Origin of the sequence: Collimonas sp. (genome assembly GCF_035566375.1) — a bacterium.
GTDB lineage: Bacteria > Pseudomonadota > Gammaproteobacteria > Burkholderiales > Burkholderiaceae_D > Collimonas.
Genome location: NZ_DATMRK010000055.1, coordinates 17,337 through 39,742 on the forward strand (window position 1 = coordinate 17,337; position 22,406 = coordinate 39,742).

The 22,406-nt window shown below is 56.1% G+C and carries 28 protein-coding genes; 22 read left to right on the forward strand and 6 right to left on the reverse strand.

What is annotated here, in order from left to right; all coding sequences use genetic code 11:
* The first annotated feature begins 102 nt into the window (after nucleotides 1–102).
* The gene (locus tag VNZ60_RS18240) at nucleotides 103–900 is read left to right on the forward strand and encodes a transporter substrate-binding domain-containing protein (RefSeq protein WP_325661623.1); all 798 of its coding nucleotides are present in this window, start codon (nucleotides 103–105) and stop codon (nucleotides 898–900) included.
* Nucleotides 901–921: 21 nt separating this feature from the next.
* Here the strand turns inward: VNZ60_RS18240 and VNZ60_RS18245 are convergent, their stop codons facing one another.
* Nucleotides 922–1,851, reverse strand: coding sequence for a LysR family transcriptional regulator (locus VNZ60_RS18245; RefSeq protein ID WP_325661625.1), 930 nt, complete (start codon nucleotides 1,849–1,851; stop codon nucleotides 922–924).
* Nucleotides 1,852–2,006: 155 nt separating this feature from the next.
* On the opposite strand from VNZ60_RS18245, the gene VNZ60_RS18250 reads away from it, so the two are divergent.
* Both VNZ60_RS18250 and VNZ60_RS18255 read left to right on the forward strand, forming a co-directional pair.
* A complete protein-coding gene (locus VNZ60_RS18250; protein ID WP_325661627.1) occupies nucleotides 2,007–2,942 on the forward strand; it encodes an alpha/beta fold hydrolase in 936 nt (311 codons plus the stop codon).
* Between the two features lie 91 nt (nucleotides 2,943–3,033).
* Nucleotides 3,034–4,104 carry an alpha/beta fold hydrolase gene (locus VNZ60_RS18255; protein WP_325661629.1) on the forward strand — a complete coding sequence of 357 codons (1,071 nt, stop codon included), beginning with the start codon at nucleotides 3,034–3,036 and terminating at the stop codon, nucleotides 4,102–4,104.
* Between the two features lie 26 nt (nucleotides 4,105–4,130).
* Here VNZ60_RS18255 and VNZ60_RS18260 read toward each other — a convergent pair whose 3' ends face one another.
* Together VNZ60_RS18260 and VNZ60_RS18265 are read right to left on the reverse strand one after the other, a co-directional pair.
* On the reverse strand, nucleotides 4,131–4,631 hold the full coding sequence (locus VNZ60_RS18260; RefSeq protein ID WP_325661631.1) for a winged helix-turn-helix transcriptional regulator: 501 nt from the start codon (nucleotides 4,629–4,631) through the stop codon (nucleotides 4,131–4,133).
* Nucleotides 4,632–4,747: 116 nt separating this feature from the next.
* Nucleotides 4,748–5,449 (reverse strand): SDR family oxidoreductase, encoded by a 702-nt coding sequence (locus VNZ60_RS18265; RefSeq protein WP_325661633.1) that lies wholly within the window; start codon nucleotides 5,447–5,449, stop codon nucleotides 4,748–4,750.
* A gap of 179 nt (nucleotides 5,450–5,628) precedes the next feature.
* Here VNZ60_RS18265 and VNZ60_RS18270 point away from each other — a divergent pair, with 179 nt between their 5' ends.
* From VNZ60_RS18270 to VNZ60_RS18340, 15 genes are all read left to right on the forward strand, one after another.
* Complete coding sequence (locus VNZ60_RS18270) at nucleotides 5,629–5,892, forward strand: hypothetical protein (RefSeq protein WP_325661635.1); 264 nt, start codon at nucleotides 5,629–5,631, stop codon at nucleotides 5,890–5,892.
* A gap of 119 nt (nucleotides 5,893–6,011) precedes the next feature.
* Nucleotides 6,012–6,158, forward strand: coding sequence for a hypothetical protein (locus tag VNZ60_RS18275; protein ID WP_325661637.1), 147 nt, complete (start codon nucleotides 6,012–6,014; stop codon nucleotides 6,156–6,158).
* A 71-nt stretch (nucleotides 6,159–6,229) separates the two neighbouring features.
* On the forward strand, nucleotides 6,230–6,814 hold the full coding sequence (locus VNZ60_RS18280; protein ID WP_325661639.1) for an A24 family peptidase: 585 nt from the start codon (nucleotides 6,230–6,232) through the stop codon (nucleotides 6,812–6,814).
* A 30-nt stretch (nucleotides 6,815–6,844) separates the two neighbouring features.
* Nucleotides 6,845–7,690, forward strand: coding sequence for a Flp pilus assembly protein CpaB (gene cpaB / locus VNZ60_RS18285; RefSeq protein ID WP_325661640.1), 846 nt, complete (start codon nucleotides 6,845–6,847; stop codon nucleotides 7,688–7,690).
* 26 nt (nucleotides 7,691–7,716) lie between these two features.
* A complete protein-coding gene (locus VNZ60_RS18290; RefSeq protein WP_325661642.1) occupies nucleotides 7,717–9,261 on the forward strand; it encodes a type II and III secretion system protein family protein in 1,545 nt (514 codons plus the stop codon).
* A gap of 11 nt (nucleotides 9,262–9,272) precedes the next feature.
* Entirely contained in the window at nucleotides 9,273–9,545 is a 273-nt protein-coding gene (locus VNZ60_RS18295) for a hypothetical protein (protein ID WP_325661644.1), read from the forward strand.
* A gap of 163 nt (nucleotides 9,546–9,708) precedes the next feature.
* Nucleotides 9,709–9,918: a Flp family type IVb pilin gene (locus tag VNZ60_RS18300; protein ID WP_325661645.1), complete on the forward strand. Its 210-nt coding sequence runs from the start codon at nucleotides 9,709–9,711 to the stop codon at nucleotides 9,916–9,918.
* Nucleotides 9,919–9,983: 65 nt separating this feature from the next.
* A complete protein-coding gene (locus VNZ60_RS18305) occupies nucleotides 9,984–10,160 on the forward strand; it encodes a Flp family type IVb pilin (protein ID WP_325661647.1) in 177 nt (58 codons plus the stop codon).
* A gap of 49 nt (nucleotides 10,161–10,209) precedes the next feature.
* Nucleotides 10,210–11,493 carry a pilus assembly protein TadG-related protein gene (locus VNZ60_RS18310; protein WP_325661649.1) on the forward strand — a complete coding sequence of 428 codons (1,284 nt, stop codon included), beginning with the start codon at nucleotides 10,210–10,212 and terminating at the stop codon, nucleotides 11,491–11,493.
* Between the two features lie 10 nt (nucleotides 11,494–11,503).
* The gene (locus tag VNZ60_RS18315; RefSeq protein WP_325661650.1) at nucleotides 11,504–11,959 is read left to right on the forward strand and encodes a TadE/TadG family type IV pilus assembly protein; all 456 of its coding nucleotides are present in this window, start codon (nucleotides 11,504–11,506) and stop codon (nucleotides 11,957–11,959) included.
* The gene (locus VNZ60_RS18320; RefSeq protein ID WP_325661652.1) at nucleotides 11,956–12,402 is read left to right on the forward strand and encodes a TadE/TadG family type IV pilus assembly protein; all 447 of its coding nucleotides are present in this window, start codon (nucleotides 11,956–11,958) and stop codon (nucleotides 12,400–12,402) included. The genes VNZ60_RS18315 and VNZ60_RS18320 overlap by 4 nt, the downstream gene beginning before the upstream one ends.
* A gap of 17 nt (nucleotides 12,403–12,419) precedes the next feature.
* A complete protein-coding gene (locus VNZ60_RS18325) occupies nucleotides 12,420–13,571 on the forward strand; it encodes a CpaE/TadZ family protein (protein ID WP_325661654.1) in 1,152 nt (383 codons plus the stop codon).
* A gap of 87 nt (nucleotides 13,572–13,658) precedes the next feature.
* Nucleotides 13,659–15,005 (forward strand): TadA family conjugal transfer-associated ATPase, encoded by a 1,347-nt coding sequence (locus tag VNZ60_RS18330; protein WP_325661656.1) that lies wholly within the window; start codon nucleotides 13,659–13,661, stop codon nucleotides 15,003–15,005.
* Nucleotides 15,006–15,043: 38 nt separating this feature from the next.
* Nucleotides 15,044–16,036, forward strand: coding sequence for a type II secretion system F family protein (locus VNZ60_RS18335; protein ID WP_325661658.1), 993 nt, complete (start codon nucleotides 15,044–15,046; stop codon nucleotides 16,034–16,036).
* Between the two features lie 11 nt (nucleotides 16,037–16,047).
* Nucleotides 16,048–16,959 carry a type II secretion system F family protein gene (locus VNZ60_RS18340; protein ID WP_325661660.1) on the forward strand — a complete coding sequence of 304 codons (912 nt, stop codon included), beginning with the start codon at nucleotides 16,048–16,050 and terminating at the stop codon, nucleotides 16,957–16,959.
* Between the two features lie 7 nt (nucleotides 16,960–16,966).
* Here VNZ60_RS18340 and VNZ60_RS18345 read toward each other — a convergent pair whose 3' ends face one another.
* Both VNZ60_RS18345 and VNZ60_RS18350 read right to left on the reverse strand, forming a co-directional pair.
* A complete protein-coding gene (locus tag VNZ60_RS18345) occupies nucleotides 16,967–17,653 on the reverse strand; it encodes a response regulator transcription factor (RefSeq protein ID WP_325661662.1) in 687 nt (228 codons plus the stop codon).
* A gap of 12 nt (nucleotides 17,654–17,665) precedes the next feature.
* Nucleotides 17,666–19,090: a sensor histidine kinase gene (locus tag VNZ60_RS18350; protein ID WP_325661664.1), complete on the reverse strand. Its 1,425-nt coding sequence runs from the start codon at nucleotides 19,088–19,090 to the stop codon at nucleotides 17,666–17,668.
* A gap of 3 nt (nucleotides 19,091–19,093) precedes the next feature.
* Between VNZ60_RS18350 and VNZ60_RS18355 the strand changes: the two genes are divergently transcribed.
* The gene (locus tag VNZ60_RS18355) at nucleotides 19,094–19,216 is read left to right on the forward strand and encodes a hypothetical protein (RefSeq protein ID WP_325661665.1); all 123 of its coding nucleotides are present in this window, start codon (nucleotides 19,094–19,096) and stop codon (nucleotides 19,214–19,216) included.
* A gap of 410 nt (nucleotides 19,217–19,626) precedes the next feature.
* Here VNZ60_RS18355 and VNZ60_RS18360 read toward each other — a convergent pair whose 3' ends face one another.
* Nucleotides 19,627–20,007 carry a winged helix-turn-helix transcriptional regulator gene (locus VNZ60_RS18360; RefSeq protein WP_325661667.1) on the reverse strand — a complete coding sequence of 127 codons (381 nt, stop codon included), beginning with the start codon at nucleotides 20,005–20,007 and terminating at the stop codon, nucleotides 19,627–19,629.
* Nucleotides 20,008–20,209: 202 nt separating this feature from the next.
* Here VNZ60_RS18360 and VNZ60_RS18365 point away from each other — a divergent pair, with 202 nt between their 5' ends.
* The 3 genes from VNZ60_RS18365 (at nucleotide 20,210) to VNZ60_RS18375 (ending at nucleotide 22,367) form a co-directional block, all read left to right on the forward strand.
* The gene (locus tag VNZ60_RS18365) at nucleotides 20,210–20,791 is read left to right on the forward strand and encodes an NADPH-dependent FMN reductase (protein WP_325661669.1); all 582 of its coding nucleotides are present in this window, start codon (nucleotides 20,210–20,212) and stop codon (nucleotides 20,789–20,791) included.
* Nucleotides 20,792–20,814: 23 nt separating this feature from the next.
* Nucleotides 20,815–21,663, forward strand: a complete 849-nt coding sequence (locus tag VNZ60_RS18370) for a pirin family protein (protein WP_325661670.1) — start codon at nucleotides 20,815–20,817, stop codon at nucleotides 21,661–21,663.
* Nucleotides 21,664–21,830: 167 nt separating this feature from the next.
* The gene (locus tag VNZ60_RS18375) at nucleotides 21,831–22,367 is read left to right on the forward strand and encodes a DUF2058 domain-containing protein (RefSeq protein ID WP_325661672.1); all 537 of its coding nucleotides are present in this window, start codon (nucleotides 21,831–21,833) and stop codon (nucleotides 22,365–22,367) included.
* The last annotated feature ends 39 nt before the right edge of the window (nucleotides 22,368–22,406 follow it).

Sequence of the window (22,406 nt, forward strand, 5' to 3'; positions counted from 1 at the left end):
ACGCATTTGGCACATAAATTGCTATCCTCCTCTTGTTCACGCGCCTATGTTCCCACTGCGTGCGATATGAGATGGCCCTCACACTTCCTACTGGGGTAAAAAATGAGATTCGCGAAATTGCTCGTACTTCTGTCTGCCGGCCTGATTGGTGTAGCCGCTCAAACCGCTAAAGCGGACGCCCTGGCGGATATCAAAAAGACTGGTGTCCTGCGCATCGGTGTGCCGCAGGATTTTCCACCGTTTGGGTCGGTTACTTCTGATATGCAGCTGCAAGGCTTGGATATCGACGTTGCAAAATTGCTGGCCAAGAGTCTTGGCGTGAAAGCAGAGCTGATTCCGGTTGGCAGCGCAAACCGGATCGCCTACCTGCAGACACACAAGGCGGATCTGATTATTTCATCGCTCGGTAAAAATGCAGAGCGCGAAAAAGTGATCAGTTTTTCTCAGCCTTACGCCCCATTCAACAACAGTCTTTTCGGTATGGCCGATATCAAGGTAGCGGGCCCTGCTGACTTGGAGAATCAAACTGTCGGCGTAGCCAGAGGCACTTTCGAGGACACCTTGTTAACCGAAACGGTGCCAAAAACCACTGTGCTAAAGCGCTACGAGGATAACAACACCTTGATCTCCGCGTATGTTTCCGGCCAGGTAAAGCTGATCGGCACAGGAGATTTTGTAGCGACCACGATCGGCGTAAAAGATCCTGCCCGCAAGCCGGTAATGAAATATGTGATCAAGGAATCGCGCTGCCTGGTGGGCTTGAATAAAGACGAGCCGGCGCTGATGGCGAAAGTAAATGCAGCGCTGACCAGCGCCAAGAAATCGGGAGAGCTGAACACGCTGGTCAAGAAATGGCTGAATGTCCCTCTGCCCGACAAGCTGGCAAACGCGATCGAATAGTGATTGCCTTGCCAGAACGAGTCATGTTTTGTCGATATGATTTTTCAGTTCATCGATGAATACACGCGTCTTCTTCGGCCGGTGCCGTGCGGCCGGGAACACCGCGTGAATGCCGCCGCCCGGCAGATGCCAGTCGGGCAGTACCCGCAGCAGGCGACCGGCCGCGACATCCTCCGCCGCGGCAAAGTCCGTCAATATCGCCAGCCCGGCTCCCGCCAGCGTGGCGATGCGGCCAGCGTAGGCCGTGTTCGCGGAAAACGCCGAGTTGAAACGGATGGTTCTTTCTGCATTGCCCTCTGTCTTTCCCTCGGTCTTACCCTGCGTCTTAAAGGTCCAGGTCACCGGCTGTGGCAATACCGATAGCGCGATAAACGGCAAGTCCCGGAGATCTTCCGGTGTTTGCGGCTCGCCAACCCGCTCAAGAAACTGTGGAGTAGCCACCAGCCATTCGGCAAAGCTGCCGATGCGCACCGCTTGATAACCGGAATCAGGCAGCCGGCCGATACGGATGGCGACATCGATGCCGTCCGCGATCAGATCGAAGTAGCGGTCGCCGGCCAGCAATTCTATTTTCAGCAGCGGATAGCGCTGTTGCAGCGCCACGGCAAGCGGCGCGACGACAGTCGCGCCATAGTCGATCGGCGCGGTGATGCGTAAAGTGCCGCGCGGCTCTGCCGTATCGTGTCCGGCTGCCGAGATTGCAGTCTCGGCATCGTTGAGGATGCGACGGCTGGCTTCGTAAAAGGCTTCTCCGGCGTCGGTCAGATTGAGGCGGCGCGTGGTGCGCACCAGCAGGCTGGCGCCGATCTCACTCTCCAGCCGCTGCATGTGGGTACTCACCATGGTCTTGGCCAGGCCCAGCCGGTTAGCGGCCGCAGTCAGCGAGCCGGCCTCCACTACCGTAACAAACACCAGCAGACGATTGAGATTGACCGAAGCAAGATTTGCCATGTTGATTGGAGTTTTTATTGTCCATTATTAGTGAACATAGTTTAACCAATTATCCATCTTATCGACGCTGTTGAATACAGGTATCTTTCTCCTATGGAATATTTTAAAGAATAAAAAAATCACCGCCCACCATTCTTTCCCATCAGGAGAACAACATGAAATCGAAATTGATAGGATTATTCATTACGCTGCTTTCCGCGCTTGAGGCGCACGCCGCGGCACAGGTGTCTTACCGCACCCAGGACGTGGATGGCGTCAAGATCTTTTACCGCGAAGCCGGCGACCCAGCCAATCCGACCATTCTGCTGTTGCACGGCTTTCCTTCGTCATCGCATATGTACCGCGATCTGATTCCTGCGCTGATGGGCAGATTTCACGTGATTGCGCCTGACTATCCGGGCAGCGGCTATAGCGAAGTGCCGGAAGGCGTCAGCTTCACACCGACATTCGACGGCCTGGCCGATGTCATGACGCGCTTCGTGCAAAAGAAAGGACTCACAAAATTTGCGCTGTATGTCCAGGATTTTGGCGGGCCGGTCGGCTTCCGCATGGCCGCCAATCACCCTGAATGGATTTCCGCCCTGGTTATCCAGAACGCCAACGCCTATAAGGAAGGCCTGTCTTCGCAATTGGCAAGCGAGATCAAGCAGCTCAGTGCCGGCATCAACGCCGACACCGAACGCGCCATGTCGCAGGTCCTGAGTCCGCAAGGTGTGCAATTCATGTATAAAACCGGCGCCCGCAATCCGGAACGCTTGAATCCGGATGCGTGGAAGCATGATGAAGAGAGCTTGCAAAATGACTTGAATCGCAAGATCCAGATGCATCTGCTGACCGACTACCATTCGAATCTTGAGCAATACCCAGCCTGGCATGCGTATTTCCGCAAGAGCCAGCCGCCGACCCTGATCGTGTGGGGCAAGAACGACCCCTTGTTTATAGAGGCTGGCGCCAAGGCTTATTTGCACGACATCAAAAATGCCGAGCTTCACCTGCTCGATAGCGGCCACTTTGCGCTGGAAGAGGATTCAGCAGAGATCGCCAGCCGCGTTACCAGCTTCCTCGATGCTCGCTCAACTCTCGTAAAGTAATTGGGCTTAAATACGGGCTTAAATACGGGCTTAAATGCCCCGGTATGTTTCTAGCTCAGTTTCGACAATTCTCGATAAAAGAAAGATAAAAATGAAATCGCAATCAAGCCAACGCGGCGTTTTAAAAATCGGTTCGCTCCTATTCGCAGCAATGATGCTGTCCTGGCTGCCCGCAAGCGCTCAGGCGCAGGCCGCTTCGGAGACGCCGGCAAAGAGCTTGCTAGAGATTCACGGTAAAGGCCAGTTTGCGCCTTCGAAATTCGGCAAGATCTATTATGAAACCGAGGGTTCCGGTTCGCCGGTCTTCCTTATCGCCGGCGGCCCCGGTTCAAGCCATGCCTCATTTCACCCGTGGTTTTCGCGGCTCGCCGCGGAACATACCGTGGTCTATCTGGATAACATCGGCAGAGGCCGATCGGATAGATTGGCGCCGCAACGCTCCTCGGAATACACAGTAGAACGTGACGCGGAAGACATCGAAGCACTGCGCATCGCGCTCGGCTATGAACGGATCTCGGTGATCGGTCATTCATACGGCGGCATGCCTGCGCTGGCTTACGCACTGAAGTATCCGCAGCATGTCTCGCGGCTGGTCTTATCCGACACCTTGCTCAATGCACAGACCTGGCAACAGAATATCGACAGCGTGAATTTCACTGCGCGCAATCAGTTTCCGGAGATATGGGAGCAACTGATGCAGCTGCGGGCACGTGGGGTTAAATCGGGCGCAGATGAATATGGCGAGCTCTACGGCAAGACGGAACTCGACATCTACTGGCGCGATCCGGATATGGAAAGCAAGCTCTACCTATCCGGCGACAAGGCGGACGCCTACAATTCCAATGTGTACCTGAGTTTCATCGGCGACGATCCGGAGTGGCAGGTGGGCGGCAGCATGAAGCGCTACGATCCGCGCTCCCGCATGCAAGCCCTGACTGTTCCGACTTTGGTTTGCGTCGGCCGTTACGATCGTGTCGGTACGCCAAAAATCGCCAGTGAAATCAAGGCAGCCCTGCCTGCCGCCAGCAGTAAGCTGGTGGTGTTTGAACGCAGCGGGCACCGGCCCTGGGTGGAAGAAACGGATGCGTATTTCAGTCTGCTGAAGGAATTCTTGCCAATTGAAGATGGCAGTTCAGCGCCGGTCGTAAGCATGCAACAGTAAATAAGCAGTTTCTATCCGATACGACATTATCTTGGAGCCGTGCGCGGAGCCGTACCCGCAAAGCGCCGCTGGATAGGTTCTCCAGCGGCCGGCCCGGCGGCCATGACATGTTCTGCTTCGCTGATCCGCTTACCGGTCGCGCCGTCGACCAGCACCGGCTCGACCTTCTTGCCGGTGCTGGCGTCGAGCAGCACCACGCTTGCCCCCTCGGGAGCGAAGTGTTTGTTGCCCCACTCCAGCAGCGCCAGCAACACCGGCCGGAAATCGCGGCCGCGCTGGGTCAGGCGGTATTCGGAGCGGGGCGGTTTTTCGCAGTAAAGATGACGCTCCAGCAGACCTTCCTCGACCAGCGCGTTAAGCCGCCGCGTCAGCATGTTAGGGGCGATGTCCAGACTCTTCTGGAACTCATCGAAACGGGTCAGGCCGTAGAAGGCGTCGCGCAGGATCAGGATGCTCCACCATTCGCCAACCCGTTCCAGGCTGCGGGCGATGGGGCATTGCATGTTGCCGAAACTCTTGCGTTGCATGATGGCTATCCTCTCAGCGTTCTTAAGACTTTCAATATGATAGCAACTATGCCCTGATACCGGGACAAATCCTCAAGCGCCCCTCACGGTTTGTAAAGGAAGCCAGGCTATCGGCCTCAGCGTTGCAGCGGCGCCAGGTAGATGCTGCTCGACAAGCCCTGCTTGACGGTGCGCGTTATGTCGTCCGCCAGCACTTCTTCCAGACCGGCTTCCAGTCCGGCCAGGGTTTGCACTGCAACTTCCTGCGCACTCACCTTGGGCAGATCGAAGCCGTGCGTCATGTCGGTATCCATGAAGCCGACATGCAAGCCGAGCACCTGGGTGCCTTGTGCGCGCAGGGCAGTGCGCAAGCCGTTGGTGAAGCCCCAGGCGGCAGACTTGGATGCGCCATACAGCGACAGTTCCGGCGAGTTGACCCAGCTGGCCACCGACAATATGTTGACGATAGCGCCACCGCTGTTATGGGCGAGGACAGGGGTAAATGCCTGGCTCATGCGCATCGTGCCGAAGAAGTTGGTTCTGAAAATCTCGCGTGCGGTTTCGATTGCGTCCGGATCGAGATAGCTGAATACGCGGGCGATGCCGGCATTGTTGATCAGCAGCGACACGTCCTGGCATTGGGCGGCAGCCGCGGCAACTTGTTCGGCATTGGTGACGTCCAGCTTGACCGCGACCACGCCCGGCAGCTTGATGCTGGCCGGATCGCGCACGCCGGCGTAGACCTTGCTGGCGCCGCGCGCGAGCAATTCATGCACCAGGGCCAGCCCGAGGCCGCGATTGGCGCCGGTAACGAAAGCGACTGAGTCTTTGATTTTCATGATGTGTTTCCTTGGTTTCGGTTGAGGGGGCAACAAAAAAATAACGGCAGATTGAAATTGCATCTGTGCAACTTGGGACTAGCAGTAAAAGCAAATTACTTTCATGATGAAAGTAACTTTACACGCGTGACTAGCGTAATGCAAGTCACTGCCGATACCTTTTAAACCGTCAAGCTCGCATGGTTTTGGCGGCAGACGAGAGCCGTGCCGATAGCGATTTGCTGGAGCTGGTCAACTTGCGTTTGAAGGAGGGCATGGCGACCCAGCGCGAGCAAGCCCAGACGGAAGCGCGCCTAGCGGCATCCAACGTGCGCATCGGCGTGCCGGCGGCAGCCCAAGAAGCCGCGCAGAATAATCCTCTTAGCGGAACTTTCCTGCCTCCTCCTAGTTGTTTTGTCCTGCCCCCTCCCGGATTAAAAGAGACCTTGGTCCTATCCAAATAAGGACCGCTCGTCCATGTACTTGTCCTGTTGCCTTTCTATACTCACTTCAACGACGCGAGCATTGCAGTCGAATTGAAACAAACCGAGCCGAACCATCAAAAAATACCGTGGAGAAGAGTATGCGATTACCCGACGACCTATCGCACGCCCTCACGCGTTTCTTGAAGGAAGAGGATGGTGCCTCGTTTATAGAGTACGCGCTGGTGGGAGCGCTGGTGGTTGTGGTCTGCACGCTTGTGATGCTGGCTCTGGTAAAGACCGCATAAGAAGCCGTCTTGGATGCAAGCCGCAGTTGATTTCCGATCACGTTTTATTTCAACGATTACAGAGACCGATCATGCAAGCTTTTTATTCACTACTCGACCTTCTCGGCATGCTCATCACGAATCCGCGCACGGGTGTCCTGATTGCCCTGCTGATTGTGGCGTCGGTGTGGGATTACCGGGTCTACAAGATTCCCAACTGGCTAACCGCGAGCGGCGCAGTTTTCGGTCTGGTGTACAGCACGGTAGCCGCCCTGTCGCCGCAGGCTGGATTCTTCTTCGCGCTTGAAGGCATGTCGCTCGGCTTGCTCATGATGCTGCCGCTGTATGTGATCAAGACCACCGGCGCCGGCGACGTCAAGCTGATGGCGATGGTCGGAGCTTTCCTCGGCGCCCCCGATATATTTTATGCGGTCATCACCACTTTTATTGTCGGCGGCGTCGCAGCGCTGGGGTTTGCACTGTTTAACGGAGTGTTGGGACGCATGCTAGGCAATGTAAAGAACATCGTGCAGATCGTGGTGGTGTCGGCAAGCGGAGGCATTCTACCGGACGCCCATATCGAAGCAAGCAAGTCGGTGGGGAGATTGCCGTATGGCGTCAGTGTCGGCATAGGCACCGTCGGCTATATGGTGGCGCGGCAACTAGGTTATTTGTAACTTGCAAAACAAACCTGACTAGGATCGAAAATGAAAAACGTCAAAGCAATCGGATTGCTCATGCTGGCCTCGGTGATCGGTCTGGGAGCCGCTGTATATGCGGCTGGGTGGGTGTCGAAGCAAGGCAACATCGCGTCCAACAAGGTCGTGGTGGCTGTGTCCGATATCGAACTGGGAAGCAAGATCAATGCGCAAATGCTGTCGACCATCGATTGGCCCAGCGGATCGGTGCCCGCAGGCGCTTTCAAGGAAATCAAGGATTTGCAGGACCGGGTGGTGAAAGTCGGTGTGTTGCGCGGCGAAGCGATTCTCGATGGCAAGCTGGCGCCGGTTGGCACGCAAGGGGGGCTGTCCGCCGTGATTGCCGAGGGCAAGCGGGCCATGACGGTAAGGGTCAACGATGTGGTCGGGGTGGCTGGGTTCGCGCTTCCCGGCAACTATGTAGACGTCATGGTGAATGCGCAGCAAGACAAAAACAAGGGCGAAGAAGGCAAGCAGATAAGCAAGACCGTGCTGGAGCATGTGCTGGTGCTGGCGGTGGCGCAAGAGGCTGGCCGCGACGATACCAAGCCTCGGGTAGTGAGTGCGGTGACGCTGGAATTGACGCTGGAAGATTCCGAGAAGCTGGATCTGGCGCGCAGTGTCGGCACCCTGTCGCTAGTGCTGCGCAACCAGGTCGACAAGAACACAGTAGCAACCGCAGGCATTACCAAGAACCAGCTGTTTGGAGAGCGTGCAGAACCAGAAGCATTACCGGTCAAGGTTGCGCTTGCCAAGACCAGGGTGGTGCGCAGCAAACCGATGGTGGCGTCAGCCTCGCAATCGCAATGCGTCGAGGTAGTTCAGAACGGCAGCCGGACGCTCAACTGTTTTTAATTAAAACAATCTAGGGAGCAGTTCAAGTGAACAACAACTACAGAAATGCGATTTTCTTCGCTGCGCTGGCCTTGTGTGACGGAGCATTCGCGGCAAGCGCACCTTTCGCCAACCAAACTCCAGGCTCTTCCGGCCTGAGGCCTTGCGGATCCGTGACGGTTGACCCTGTTACCTACGTCACGCTCGGCAAGTCGAGTGTCATCCGGCTGGATGTTCCCGCTGCACGTATGCTGGTCGGCGGCCTGCCGTCGAGCCGGGCAGGCCGGCCAGCTGCAGCATCGAATGACAAGACCGTGCCGCCGGGGCCGGCAAATGCACCTCCAGCTCCGGCGCAAGCGGCTTCAGACGGTGTGGCAGATGTGGATATCACGCTGCTCAGTCCTACCGAACTGTTCTTTCTAGGACGGAAAGCAGGATCGATGAATGTGGTCCTGCAGAGTTCGGATGGACGCTGCGTCATCAAGGACATCATCGTTACCGTCGATCCAGGCACCTTGCAAGCCAAGCTAGCCGAATTGATGCCTGAAGAAACCGGGATCAAGGTGCGCGGCGCGGAAAATGCACTGGTGCTGACCGGTAAAGTCAGCGACGGCGTCAAGCTCGACGAGGCGATGAGCCTGGCCACTGCTTACGGTGACGGCAAGAAGGTGGTCAACATGCTGCGCATCATGACTCCGCAACAGGTCATGCTGGAAGTGAAGATCGCCGAAGTCAGCAAGACGCTGCTCGACAAACTGGGATCGAGTGTCAACCTGCTTCGCTCCAGCAATGGTGGTGGAAATACCTATTCCCTGCTATCCAATTTCCTGAGCGGCGGCAATGCCTTGTTACAGGCGTTGAAGATCGGCAGGACTGCGGTAAACATCGACGGACAAAAGGATGACGGCCTGGTGCGGGTACTGGCTGAGCCCAACATCATGGCGATCAGTGGTCAACAGGCCAGCTTCCTGTCGGGCGGTAAGATTTTCATCCCGGTATCGCAAACCAACAATGCCGGCGTGCCCACCATCACTCTGGAAGAAAAGGAATTCGGCATCGGCGTGAAGTTCATGCCCACCGTGCTGGACGGCACCCGGATCAACCTGAAGATGGTGTCCGAAGTATCCGATCTGTCGCAGGTAGGCTCGCCGTTCACCACCGTCGGCGGCGTCACGGCAGTGCTGCCATCGCTGACGGTACGGCGGGCGGATACCACCGTCCAACTCAACGATGGCCAAAGCTTCGCGATTGCCGGCCTGATCAAGAACAACGTCACGGAAACCATGAAGCGTTTCCCCGGCTTGGGCGAGGTGCCAGTGCTGGGGGCCCTGTTCAGGAGCTCCGAGTTCCAGACCGATCAGACCGAACTGCTGTTCGTGATTACGCCGCACCTGGTGAAACCGCTGGCAGAAGCGCCGACGCTGCCGACGGACAATCATGTTGTCCCTAGTCGTGGCGAAGTGTATTTCAACGGCAGCCTGGAAGGATCCGCTCCGGCTCAGGTTCCAGCCCCAGCTTCGGCTCCAGCTCCAGCTCCAGCCATGCCGCCAGCAGCTAGTGCTGAAGACACCGCCGCTCCTGCAATCAAATAAAAGGAAAGTCCATGAACAAGCTCGCAATCGCACTGTTGCTCGTCCTGACGGCGGGCTGCTCGACAGTCACTCCTAACTACGACACCAAGTTCGGCGACGCCGTGCGCGCCGCCAAACTGAAGATGACCATCAATCCTGACGCTGGCAAGAATCCCGACCAGGTGGCAGGCATGGATGGCAAGGCGGCCAGGGAGGCCATCAATCTGTATCAAGGAAGCTTCAAGGCGCCGCCGCCGGCAATCAACGTGATCAATGTTGGCGGCAGCCTGGGCGCCACCCAGTAACGTAAGAATGATGCACCAGGGATCTTATTGATTAAGGCAGCAGGATAAGCTGCCAGTAGGAAAGGGAGTCATATTTTTATGGCTTTGCAGGAGAAGCAGGTAGTAAGCAAGCAGCACCAGGGAAGTAAATTTCAATTCACAATTAATCTAAAGAGGTAAAAAAATGAACGCTACTCTTAAATTGGTCAAAACCTCCGTCCGTTCCTTCGCGCAAGACGAAGACGGCGCTCAAGTCGTCGAATATGCGCTGATCATCGCTGTCGTGTCGATCGCGCTGGTGGTGGCATTGAAGGCGCTTACTGCCAATGGCGGCGGTTTCGCGACTTTTATCACTCGCGTGACAACCTGCCTGACGACAGCGGCATGCGTTTGATCTCAGTTGGTGTCGGCGAGGCGGCCGTATGGCCGGCTCGTCTACCAGTTCAAAAGGAGATTGTCATGTTTCATCAATTTTTGCAGGAGGAAGACGGCGCCCAGGTCGTTGAGTACGCATTAATCATTGCGGTCATATCGATAGCGTTGGTCATAGCGCTCCAGGCTCTGACCAACGGCGCCAGCTTCACTACCTTTATCGCTCGCGTGGCAACCTGTTTGACGACAGCGGTGTGTGTTTGATTTTTTTGCCAAATCGGAATCTCGAAAAATCTTATAAAAAGGCATCATCGTGGACCGTGTCGTTATCCAGCGCCAGTGTCATCATCAGGACGGGGCAGTGATAGTCACCGTATCGCTCGTCCTGCTATTTCTGATGGGATTCATGGCAATTGCCTTGGATTTGGGCCACTTGTTTGTAGTGAAAACAGAGCTGCAGACGGCGATGGATAGCTGTGCCCTGGCGGCTGCACAAGAGCTTGACGGCGAGAGCAGCGCGCTGACGCGCGCCACCAGTGCCGGCATTACCGCCGGTAACCTGAATAATGTCAATTTCCAGTCAGCCACATGGAGTGGTAAAGGCATGGTGACAGCTACGGATATCAGTTTCAAGGATGCCGCCTATGGCGCCACTACCGTTGCCGCGAACGCCAGGTACGCACAGTGCCAGCATACGCAGCCTGGCGTGAACATGTGGCTGCTGCAATCCATGGCTGCTTTTTCCGGCAACACGGCTGCTTACACGAATACGCAAAATGTACTGGCGCTCGCGGTAGCGACCCGTGCCAGCGCTCAAACCACTTGTCCGGTCCCGGTCGGGCTGAAGCCCAAGACGGGCGGGACTGCGCCGAATTACGGATTCCAGATCGGCGAGTGGGTCACCATGATCGGCAACGGGACGGCGGTTAATGGTGAAATGGGTTGGTACAACTTGAACGGCAGCACGAATGCTAGCGAGACAAAGACGGAACTTGGCGAACCAGGATATTGCGGCACCAAGCTAGGCGACACATTAGGAACGCCGGGCATCCAATCTTCCGTGGATACCGTGTGGAATTACCGCTTCGGGATTTACAAGAACAATGATCCCGGTCCCAGCGTCGATCATCCTGATTTTTCAGGCTACGCGTATACCTCGGCCAATTGGAAGAACGCATCTCCACAAAACGCCTGGTCGGGAACGCCGGCAGCGGGTTCAGATTCGACTGCAGCCAATTTCACTACGAAACGCGCGGCCTTTGCCTCTTATGACGATACAGGAACCAGTGTCAGCAAAGGGGACACCATTACAAGTTTGAGTATGAAAGGCGGTTTCAAGACATTGGCTACACCCGGCGCTGGCGGAGAGCACAATTTGTACGGCTTTAGCAGAAGGTTGGTGACTTCGCCGGTTGTCGATGCCTCGAATAAGGTGATTGATTACGCATGCATGTTCATGCTGCAACCGTTGAGCGGACCGACGGTATCGGTGCAATTGGAATTCCGCGGCAATGCCGGCAGCACCAGCAGTCCATGTACGACCAATGGATTGGCGGGTGGTACGGCCGGCCCGCTGGTCCCAACGCTGGTTCGATAAGAGGACTGCTATGAAAACTACGCAGAAAAGCGTCAGACAGAAAGGCACGGCGATCGTTGAATTTGCCCTGATCCTGCCATTGCTGCTGCTGCTCACTTGCATCACGACGGAATTTGGCCGGGCGATGTTCCAGTACAACACCATCACCAAGTCGGTGCGGGATGCGGTGCGTTATCTGTCCTTGCAGACGCCGGGAACACATATCGCCGAAGCGCAAAATCTGGTGGTGTACGGTAACACTGCGGGGACGGGAACACCCTTGGTGCTTGGTCTCACCCTGTCAAACGTGCTGACGCCGACCTGGCAGACCGCCGGCTCCAATCCGCTGATCAACACCGTGAAGATTACGGTCAGCGGCTATAAATTCGTCCCTCTGTATGGCAGCGTGTTTGGCGTCGCGTTCGCTGATGCGACAGGCAAAATTTCATACAGCAATATCAGCGCCACCATGCGGAGCTCGATATGAATCAGCAATTGAATCTGCAATCGCAATCCGGAGCCACCGTCGTCGAGTTCGCCCTGGTGATGATTGTTTTCCTGACTTTTCTGCTGGGAATCACCGATTTCAGCCGCATGCTGTTTACCTGGAGTGCGGCAGCCGAGGCCACCCGCGCCGGGGCGCGATATGCGGTGGTATGCGACGACACCACCCAGAAGGCGAAAGTCCTGGCGAAGATGCAGGCGTTGCTGCCGCAGATTGCCGATATCAACCTAGCGTGGAGCCCAGCCGCATGTACCACGGCGACTTGCGTAGGGGTGACGGTAACGATTACCAGCCTCAACTATCAGTGGATCTCGCCCATCGCCGGCAGTGCAGCACGTGCTGCAATCGCGATGCCGGTCTTTTCTACCTATCTGCCGCGGGAAATAATGAGAACGGATCCGAACAGTGCGGCAATTTGTTCTTAACGCTCAGGGAAATGAAAATGAAAATCGCGCTGATTTCTCCCAACACCGATAACCTGCATGAGATGGGCAGGATCCTGGGTACGTGCTCGCACTCGGTTACGCTGGTTGAAGGCGGTAAAAGCCGGATGCGTAACGTCGCCGAGCAGGAGCAGCCGGACCTGATGCTGGTGGAGGGCATGTGCTGCGATCCGACCGAACTGGCCCAGGTCGAATATGTCACTACCCATCATCCAAGTATTGCGGTGATCTTGCTGTGCGCTACCCAAACGCCGGAGTTCCTGATCAACTCGATGCGCGCCGGCGTGCGCGAAGTGCTGCCGTCGCCGGTGACTGCCATTGCACTGGAAGCCGCTGTCAGCCGGATTGCGGCCAAGCGTATCGGCGGCCGTGCCAAGACGCTCGGCAGGATATTGGCGTTCATGCCGTGCAAAGGCGGCAGCGGCGCTACTTTCCTGGCGACCAATCTCGGCTGGCAGCTGGCGCAAGCCAAGTCTGTGCTGCTGATCGACCTCAATCTGCAATTCGGCGAAGCGCTGTCGTTCATGCATGATGGCGAACCCGGTTCAACCCTGGCCGACGTCGCCCGTGACATCAGCCGCCTGGACGCCACATTCCTGGCGGCCAGTACGGTCAGGGTGGCGCCGAATTACAGCATACTGGCGGCGCCGGAAGATCCTGCGCAAGCGATGGAAGTGAAGCCGGAGCATATCGACGCCGTCCTCAACCTGGCAGTGACTCAGTATGACTTCATCTTGCTCGATGTAGGCCGCACCCTGGACACGGTTTCGATCAAGGCGCTGGATCGCGCCGACCGGATTTTCCCGGTATTGCAAGCAGGATTGCCCTACCTTCGGAACGCCAAGAAACTGCTGAAAATATTCAAATCGCTGGGCTATCCGTCCAACAAGATCGAGCTGATTGTCAACCGCTTCGAGAAGAGCAGTGAAATCGGGATTGATCAGATACGCGACTCGTTGGGAGTGGTAACCCTGCACACGGTTCCTAATTCGTATAAAGAGGTCAATGCATCGATCAACCACGGCGACCCGATGATAGAAACGGCGCGTTCCAATGCAGTGACCAGGAACCTGGCCGCATTCGCCTTATCCCTGAGTCCCAGGGAAGAAGAAAGTCGCAGTTTGTTAGACCGGCTGTTCCGGCGGGCATAGGCAGAACCTAAGCAAAATCTACGCAAAACCACAAGTTTCCAACCGGACCCAGGCGCGAGCCAGTAAATTTAACCGGAGCATATCAAAATGTCTTTTCGAGAAAAATTAAACGCCGTCAAGATAGAGCCGATGGCGCAGGCTCAGGGGCCGGTCGCGAGTGATGCGTACAAGATATTGAAGGGCAGGATGCATCTCAAGCTGCTGGATAAATTCGATTTGACAGCGCTGGAAACATTGGCTCCAGAAATGCTGCGGCAAGAAATCACCACCATGATCGAGCGCCTGCTGCAAGAGGATCAAGCGGTGATCAATGACCTTGAACGACGCACTCTGATCCGCGACATCCAACATGAAATGCTTGGATTCGGCCCGCTCGAATTGTTAATGGCCGATCCCACCGTATCCGATATTCTGGTCAACTCTTACGACCAGATTTATGTGGAGCGCAGGGGCAAGCTGGAACTGACCAATGTCACCTTCACCGACGAGAAGCACCTGCTGCGCATCATCGACAAAATCGTGTCGCTGGTCGGCCGCCGGATAGATGAATCCAGCCCTATGGTGGACGCCAGGCTGCCTGACGGCTCGCGGGTCAACGCAGTGATTCCGCCGGTGGCGCTGGACGGCCCCATGATGTCGATTCGCCGATTTGCGCATATTCCCCTCAAGATGAACAACCTGGTCGACGAATACAAGAGCTTGACTGCGGAAATGGCGTTCGTGCTGGAAGGCTTGAGCAAGGCCAAGGTCAACATGATTATCTCGGGCGGCACGGGTTCCGGCAAGACGACATTGCTGAACATCCTGTCCGGCTACATTCCAGCATCAGAGCGGATCGTCACTATCGAAGACGCGGCCGAGCTGCAGATGCAACAGCCGCACGTGGTACGCATGGAAACGCGGCCGATGAATATCGAGGGCAAGGGCGAGATTACCCAGCGCGCCTTGGTGCGCAACGCGCTGCGGATGCGGCCGGACCGGATCGTGATTGGCGAAGTGCGCGGCCCCGAAGCGGCCGATATGCTGCAGGCGATGAACACCGGCCATGAAGGATCGCTCACTACGATTCACGCCAATACACCGCGAGACGCGCTATCCAGGCTGGAAAACATGGTCGGCATGGCCAATCAGAATCTGCCGCATAAGGCTGCGCGCCAGCAAATTGCTTCAGCCATCACGGTAATGATTCAATCCATTCGGCTGATCGACGGCAAGCGGAAAATCACCAGCATTCAAGAGCTGACCGGAATGGAGGGCGACGTTATCACCATGCAAGAGATATTCGCCTTCAAGCAAACCGGGATTGGCGTTGACGGCGAGGTGCAAGGCTATTTTCATGCGACAGGTGTGAGGCCGAAGTTTACCGAACGCCTGCGCTCGTTTGGCGTGGTGTTGCCGGACGCTATGTTCGATCCCACTAAACACTACCAATGAAGGGAGCGGAAATCATGTTGCAACCCATGCTACAACCCATGCTGCAATCAATTGGCGGCAACGCTTTCCTGATCTTGTCGGTACTGGTTTTCGTCGCGGTGGTTCTGCTGCTGGAAGGCTTCTTTATGATGTGGAAATCATACAGAGGACCGCAAGCCAGGAAGATTACGAAGCGACTGCAGGCACTCTCCGCTTCTCTCGATAAAACCAAGCAAACGCAGCTGTTGAAACAACGGATGCTGAGCGAAATACCGGTATTCGAGCGAATCTTGCTGAGCCTTCCCAGGGCGCGCAGGCTGGACAAATTCATCCTCCAGGCCGGGCTTGACTGGAGCGTATCCAAGCTTCTGCTGTCATGCCTGGCATCGGGAGTGGCGGGGTGCCTGATGATGACTTTGCTGGTGCATCAATCCATCCTGCCGGCGGCGGCGGTTGGCATCGCGCTGGCGGCTTTGCCGTCGCTGTATGTACGTCACAAGCGCAGCCGGCGCCTGACCAGGATTGAACAGCAGCTGCCTGATGTGCTTGATTTGATCACCAGGGCGTTGCGTTCCGGGCATGCATTTTCGTCCGGCCTGCAAATGGTCGGAGAAGAAATGCCGGAGCCGATTGCCAGTGAATTCCGCATCGTCCATGATGAAGTCAATTTCGGCGTATCGCTGCAACAGGCGCTGACTAACCTGAGCGAACGGGTACCGATTACCGATCTGCGTTACTTCGTGGTCGCGGTGCTGATTCAGCGCGACTCGGGCGGCAACCTGACTGACGTGCTCGGCAACCTGAGCCGCTTGATCCGTGAACGCCTGAAGCTGCTGTCCAGGGTCAAGGTATTGTCGTCCGAGGGGCGCTTGTCGGCCTGGGTCCTGGGGCTCATGCCCTTTGCATTGGGCGCTGCCATGAGTTTCCTGAATCCGGATTTCATGGCGCCCTTGTGGCACGATCCTATCGGTATCGCAATCATTAAATACATGCTGGTCTTGATGGTTCTCGGCGTTCTGGTCTTACGAAAAATAGTCAGAATCCGGGTATAAAGGGGAACGAAATGCTCATACTTTCCGTACTCGTTTTCTTCGCTGTGACGTTGGGGCTGGCAGGATTGTTTCTCTGGCTGGCGCCAACCAAGACAGCGCAGCGGCTGCAGGCAATGTCCAATCCGGCCGAGAAGCCGCAGTGGACGGAAACCATGGTGAATCTGGTCGGTCCCTTTGCCAATCTGTCTTCACCAACCGGTAACTGGGAAGCATCGCCGTTGCGAATCAAGTTTCTCAATGCCGGCATCCGGCATGACGACGCCCGGCTGATTTATTTTGGCGTCAAGACATTGCTGCCGCTGGTCTGTGCGGCGCTGACGTTCATGGCGCTGAGAACAATGACTAACTTTGACGGCCTGGCGTTTTTACTGTACTTGATGCTGGCAGCCATGATCGGCTGTTATCTGCCTAACGCCCTGCTGCATTGGAAGATAAAAATGCGCAGGCGCGAAATTTTCGAGAGCTTTCCCGACGCCACTGACCTGATGCTGGTTTGCATCGAAGCAGGATTAGGGCTGGATGCCGGCCTCACCAAGGTAGCTGATGAAGTCAAGATCAAAAGTGTCGCCCTGGCGGAAGAGCTGCACTTGACCAATCTGGAGATGAGAGCGGGCGGCACGCGCGAGAAATCCTTGCGCAATCTGGCGCTGCGCACGGGTGTCGAGGAAATCAGCATATTCGCCACCATGCTGACTCAGGCCGACAAGTTCGGCACCAGCATCGGCGAATCGTTGCGGGTGTTTTCCGATGACCTGCGGCACAAGAGGCAAATGCGCGCCGAGGAAATGGCCGCCAAGGTGCCGACAAAAATGCTGTTTCCTTTGGTGGTCTTCGTATTTCCGTCAATTATCATGGTAATCATGGGGCCGGCTGTGATCCAGATTATCCGAACCATCATGCCAATGTTAAGTGGAATCCATTGAGCCGCAATCAGGATTGGGGATTTCCCAGCTGGTGCTTGATCGCATACACGTATAGCTCAAGCCGGTTGCTCACGCCCAGCTTGTGATATATGGATGTCAAATGGTTGCACAAGGTGTGTTCGGATATGTACAGCCGTTGCGAAAGCGCTTTGTTCGAAGCGCCGCTTCCTTCGACAATCGTGTGAATGATTTTTTGCTCCTTGGCCGTCAGGGTCGCTTTCTTTTCCGCTTCGGAGTCAAGTTTTTGGGCTCCGACTGGAGTCATGAGTTCGCCGAAGACTCTGCCCAGCGTTTCACGGTCAAGCCACAGCTCCCCCTGATGGGTTTTTTCTATCGCCTTCAGCACTTGTTCCGCCGACGCGTCTTTGCGCAATAGCCCACGGGCGCCGCGAAGAACCGCGATATCCAGCGTCGCTTGTTTGCGTTCGCCGGTTAAGATCAATACGCGCGACACCAGATTCGACAGCAGGGCGGGAAGAATATCGATGGCGTTTTTTCCGTCCAGGTCGAGGTCCAGCAAAATGACGTCGGGGACCAGCTGGTCGATTTTCGCCAGCGCTTCTTCGCAAGTTCTTGCGGTCCCGACCACCTCCATCTTCGGTTTTTCGCCATCGATCAGTTTACTCAATCCCCACAACATCGTCTGGTGATCGTCGACGAGCATTACGCGAATGGTTTCGTGCGCCGGTTTCATGGTCCCACCTTCTTAGACGGGTATTTCGATCAATACGGCGGTGCTGCCGCCAGCCCCTTGCTTCACGTGGGTCTTGCCGCCCAGCGCGGTGGCCCGCTCGGTAATCGAGCGTGGCGTGAAATCGATAAACTGAGTGCCAAACCCTTCATTTTCAATTTGAATCTTGAGCAAGCCGTCTGCGCACTGGAGTTTGACGAAGCCGCTTTGCGCATCGGTGTGCTTGCAGATGTTGCTCAATCCTTCACGCACGACCTGCAATACTTCTGCGGTCAGGCGGTCGCTCACATTCAGTTCGCCTTCCATGCTGACTGCGATGTCGATGCCGTAGAATTCCCGGACTTGCGCTGCCTGCTGGCGCAGAATCACGAGAAATATCGGTTCAGTCTGTCCTAGTTCGTTTTTAAACGTTCCGGCATAGCGCCGCAAATCGCCGATGACCTGTGCCGCCATGTTCATCAGTTTGTCGAGATCGTCGATCAGGGGATTGTCGGGAGCCGCTTTATTGCGCACGGCGCTCAAGCCCATTTTCAAGCCGATATACGGTTGGATGGCAGTATCGTGAATATCCAATGCAATCTTTTTCCGTTCTTGCGAAACAGCCTCCGAGGCCATCCGGTCGAGAAGTTCGATGTTCTCGATAACCGGAAATGCCTGTTCGGCGATATGACTCAAAAACAGGGCGTCCGCTTTGCTGAATCTGTTTCTCTTTGAGATGACATAAATACGGCCTTCTCCTTTTCTCAATGACAAAGGAACGCTGATAAATGAATCTGTCTCCAGCAGCTCTGCCATGTCCTGGCTGGTTTGCTCCGCGCGTTTGAGCCAGCTGCCGCTGGCACTTTCATACACCAGGGATCCTCCGAGTATAGACATGGCTGGGCCAACCGGGCGCGTGTACACAACCATCTGGTCTTGGGAAAAAACCATCAGCCGCGATGCCGCTTCTGCACGAATTTGCACGGCATTGATTGATTGCTCAGCATCGCCTTCTTTGATTGTCCGCAATGAATCGATCGCGGAATCCTGGTCCCGGATCACCAGGATACAGCTGCTGCCCCTGAAAAACGCCAATGTCTTTTTCAGGACGGAGGTGATGGTGTGATCGACCCCAAAACGCGGATTTGATAGCCGGCTGACATCGCGCAGCAGGGCAATCCGGCGTTTCAGCTCTATTTTTGACTCGCCCCAGCGCGCGCTCATGTAGCCGAACGTCAGCAAGAAGGTGGTACGCAACAATAAGCGGGGAAGATCTTGTTTTGTATCCAGCATCAAACCGCATGCAGCCAGCAATATCGCTGAGGTGACGGTAATCCGCGCACCCTCCTCGAAACCCCAGCGAAAAGACGAAGTGAGAATGGCGAAAAAGAAGAACAGGAAAAAAAAGCTGCTGACGCCACCTGTGAATAAAACGATCAGCGCATACCAGCAGACATCCATCCAATGAATCAGCTTGCTCTGGCAGAACGGTTTGTTAAGCAGCGCAAAAATGTAAAGCGCAACGCAGTGCAAGACATACCCGGAAAAGACGATCCAGGTAAAGCGGCTGACATCGCTCAAGCCTGAGGGGTCGATAAAAATCGCCAGTAAGCCCGAGATCGCCAATACCAGCCGCATCCTGCCGACCATTTGGGCATCGGCGGCGTCGCTGGCAAGACTCAATGCCATTTCATTTTTTTTGTCTAACCCGTGGACGGCCATAGTGTTCTCACGCCAAAACATCGAGCGTGATCCTCCCTTTGTTTCCTCCGCGCGTTAAGTTTTTGAATACGCTATGGGGCGCGCCGAAGTATGGAAACTGCCAAGTTAAAATTGTATTTCATTAACAGTTACTCAAAATTTATTTTGAGTAACTGTTAATTGTTATTGGTTATTAGTTATCAATTGTTAACTTGTATATTGGCCCTCAGGCATCGGCATGTCAATCTCGGGATGGGCATCTGTGGTAAGCGGAGTCAGTCGCTGCTCAGCCAGCCTCAATCGATCCTTGCGATACCTTCGTCAAACCTGGTGCGCGCCTCAACGATGTGCGCAACATGCCCCTGCGCCCAGGTACCGAGCGGTTCGACAGCTTTCCACAAGGAATGTCCGAGAGGGGTCAGCTCGTAATCCACGCGCGGCGGAATCGTCGGGAACTGGGTTCGCGTTACCAGGCCGTCCCGTTCCAGTCCGCGCAGTGTAAGAGTGAGCATTCTCTGTGAAATGCCGCCCACTGAGCGCTTGATTTCATTGAAGCGTTTTGGCCCGTCGCCGAGCAGGACGATGATAAGGACGCTCCATTTGTCGCCAACACGCGCCAGTACGGAACTGACGGCGCGGCAATCTTCGCTCGCATGATCGGGGTGCTTGACAGTCACTTGAATGTGCTCCGGTATCAGATATGTGCCTTCTTGTGGAGCTTATCACAGGTAACTACAATAGTCTCAGGCACAGTTTGATACCTAGTCATAGTTCGTTGCCAGGTGTGAAGCTGCTGACTCGGAACGATCCTCATTGACTCGTCGGCGCTCGATGGCGCAAGCGGATCTTCATTTTCCAACTATCAGCAAGGAGCAAAACATGACTGTCATTTCCGTGATTATCGGGAGCACTCGCGAAGGCCGCTTTTCCGATCAACCGGCAAATTGGATTGCACATCACCTCCGGCAACGCGATGGCGTCGAAACGCGGCTGCTGGATCTGCGCGACTTTCCGATGCCATTCTTTGACCAGCCCGTGTCGCCCGCCATGCCCGGCCGCGCCCCTTACTCGAACGAAGTGGTTCAAAAATGGACTGCCGAAATCGCCAAGGCAGACGGCTTTATCTTCGTCACCCCTGAATATAACTACGGCCCGCCAGCGGTGCTCAAGAACGCACTGGACTGGGTTTATCCGGAATGGAATCGCAAGGCGGCGGCATTCGTGAGTTATGGTGGCGCCGCCGGCGTACGCAGCGTCCAGCAACTGCGCCAGACCGCCACTGAGCTGCAACTTGCCGCGGTCCGTTCTTCGGTACATATTCCGGTTGCAACCCTTTGGGCGCACTTCACAGGTGGCGACGTCGGCGCCGGACTGGCTGAACTCTCGGGGCCTGCTGAAACAATGATCGACGACTTGCTGTGGTGGACGGCGGCGCTGAGGACAGCGCGCGCAAGCGCATAAGCTACTCACTACGAGGATACAAAGTGTCTACCTCTACTACTTACCCCGCCGCTGCATCCGCTCCCGTGCGTCGAATTGCACGGGTCACCCGAGGACGCACGCACGGCCCGGTCACGCGCCTGATGAGTCCGTCCGACTTAGGCGAAATGCTGAAGCCGTTTGTATTCCTCGACCTGATTGAACACGAAGGTCCGCCCTTCATTGGAAATCTGCATCCGCATTCTGGAATAGCCACCTTGACTTACATTACAGAAGGCGCGGTCAACTATATAGATCCCGACAACGTCAAAGGCTTGCTGCCAGCCGGCGGCGTCGAATGGATGCAGGCCGGAGGCGGCATGTGGCACGGTGGCGGGCTCGACAAACCGGGCCGGACGCGCGGATTCCAGCTCTGGATAGCTTTGCCGCCGGAGCTTGAATTAGGCCCCACCGTCAGCATCTATCAGGCGCCGGAAGAAGTGGCGGCAGACGGCCCGGTGCGCGTCCTCCTTGGCAGCTGTGGCGCCGCATCCAGCGCTATCAAGCCGCCCTCATCGATCAATTATCTGGCCGTGCGCCTGAAGGCTGGCGAGCGCTGGCGCTACCAGCCGCCGGCGGATCACACGGTCCTTTGGGCCGCTATCGCAGCGGGCGCCGTAGCGGCGCCAAATACGCTGCTGCATGGCGACCTTGCGGTTTTCGAGCCGTCGGGCGAAGCAGTAGAGTTCGAGGCTCTGACCGATGTCGAATTCGTTCTCGGTTCGGCAGCCCCTCACGAACACGATCTCGTTCTCGGCTATTACTCGGTTCACACGACGTCTCAAGCGCTACAGCAAGGAGAGGCACGCATAGCGGCGATCCGAACCCGCCTTGTTCAAGAAAACCGCTTGTGAAACCGCTTGTGAAACCGTTTGTGACTGTGACGCCGGGGTGGGAGCGCCTGGCAGCGCCAGCAAGGGTGCGATCGTGGGGGTGCGCGGGCGATTTTTTGCTATGCTAGCGTCTTTTCGCTGGTCGGCGCTACTGCCTGGGCCGGCGGACCCTATTTACGGAGCAGCATATGGCCTCTTTGCAAGAGCAATTTTTGAAAGCTGGCCTGGTCGACAAAAACAAAGCCAAACTGGTCAACCAGGACAAGAATAAGCAGAAGAAGGCCGAGCGCCGGAGCGGCACGGCCAGTGTCGACGAAACGCGCCTGGCTGCACTCGAAACGCAGCGCAAGAATGCCGAGCGGGCGCGCGAACTGAATGCCCAGCGCGATGCGGCCGCCACCCAAAAGGCGATCGCGGCGCAAATTACCCAGATGGTGCAGAAGAATCGCCAAAGCATGGGTAACGGCGACATCGCCTACAATTTTACCCACGACAAGAAGGTCGAACGGCTGTATGTGTCGGCCGCGGTCCAGGCTCATTTAATCGCCGGGCGCCTGGTGATCATCTGCCAGGGCGACGCCAGAGAATTGGTGCCCAGGATCATCGCCGACAAGATCGCCGAGCGCGATGCCTCGCTCGTCGTGCGGGTGAACAAGACCAGCACCGAGATCGATGCGGACGATCCGTATGCGGCCTTCCAGATCCCGGACGACTTGATGTGGTAGTTGCGGCGCCCCGATGCCGGATCTGTTCAGGGGCGGCTT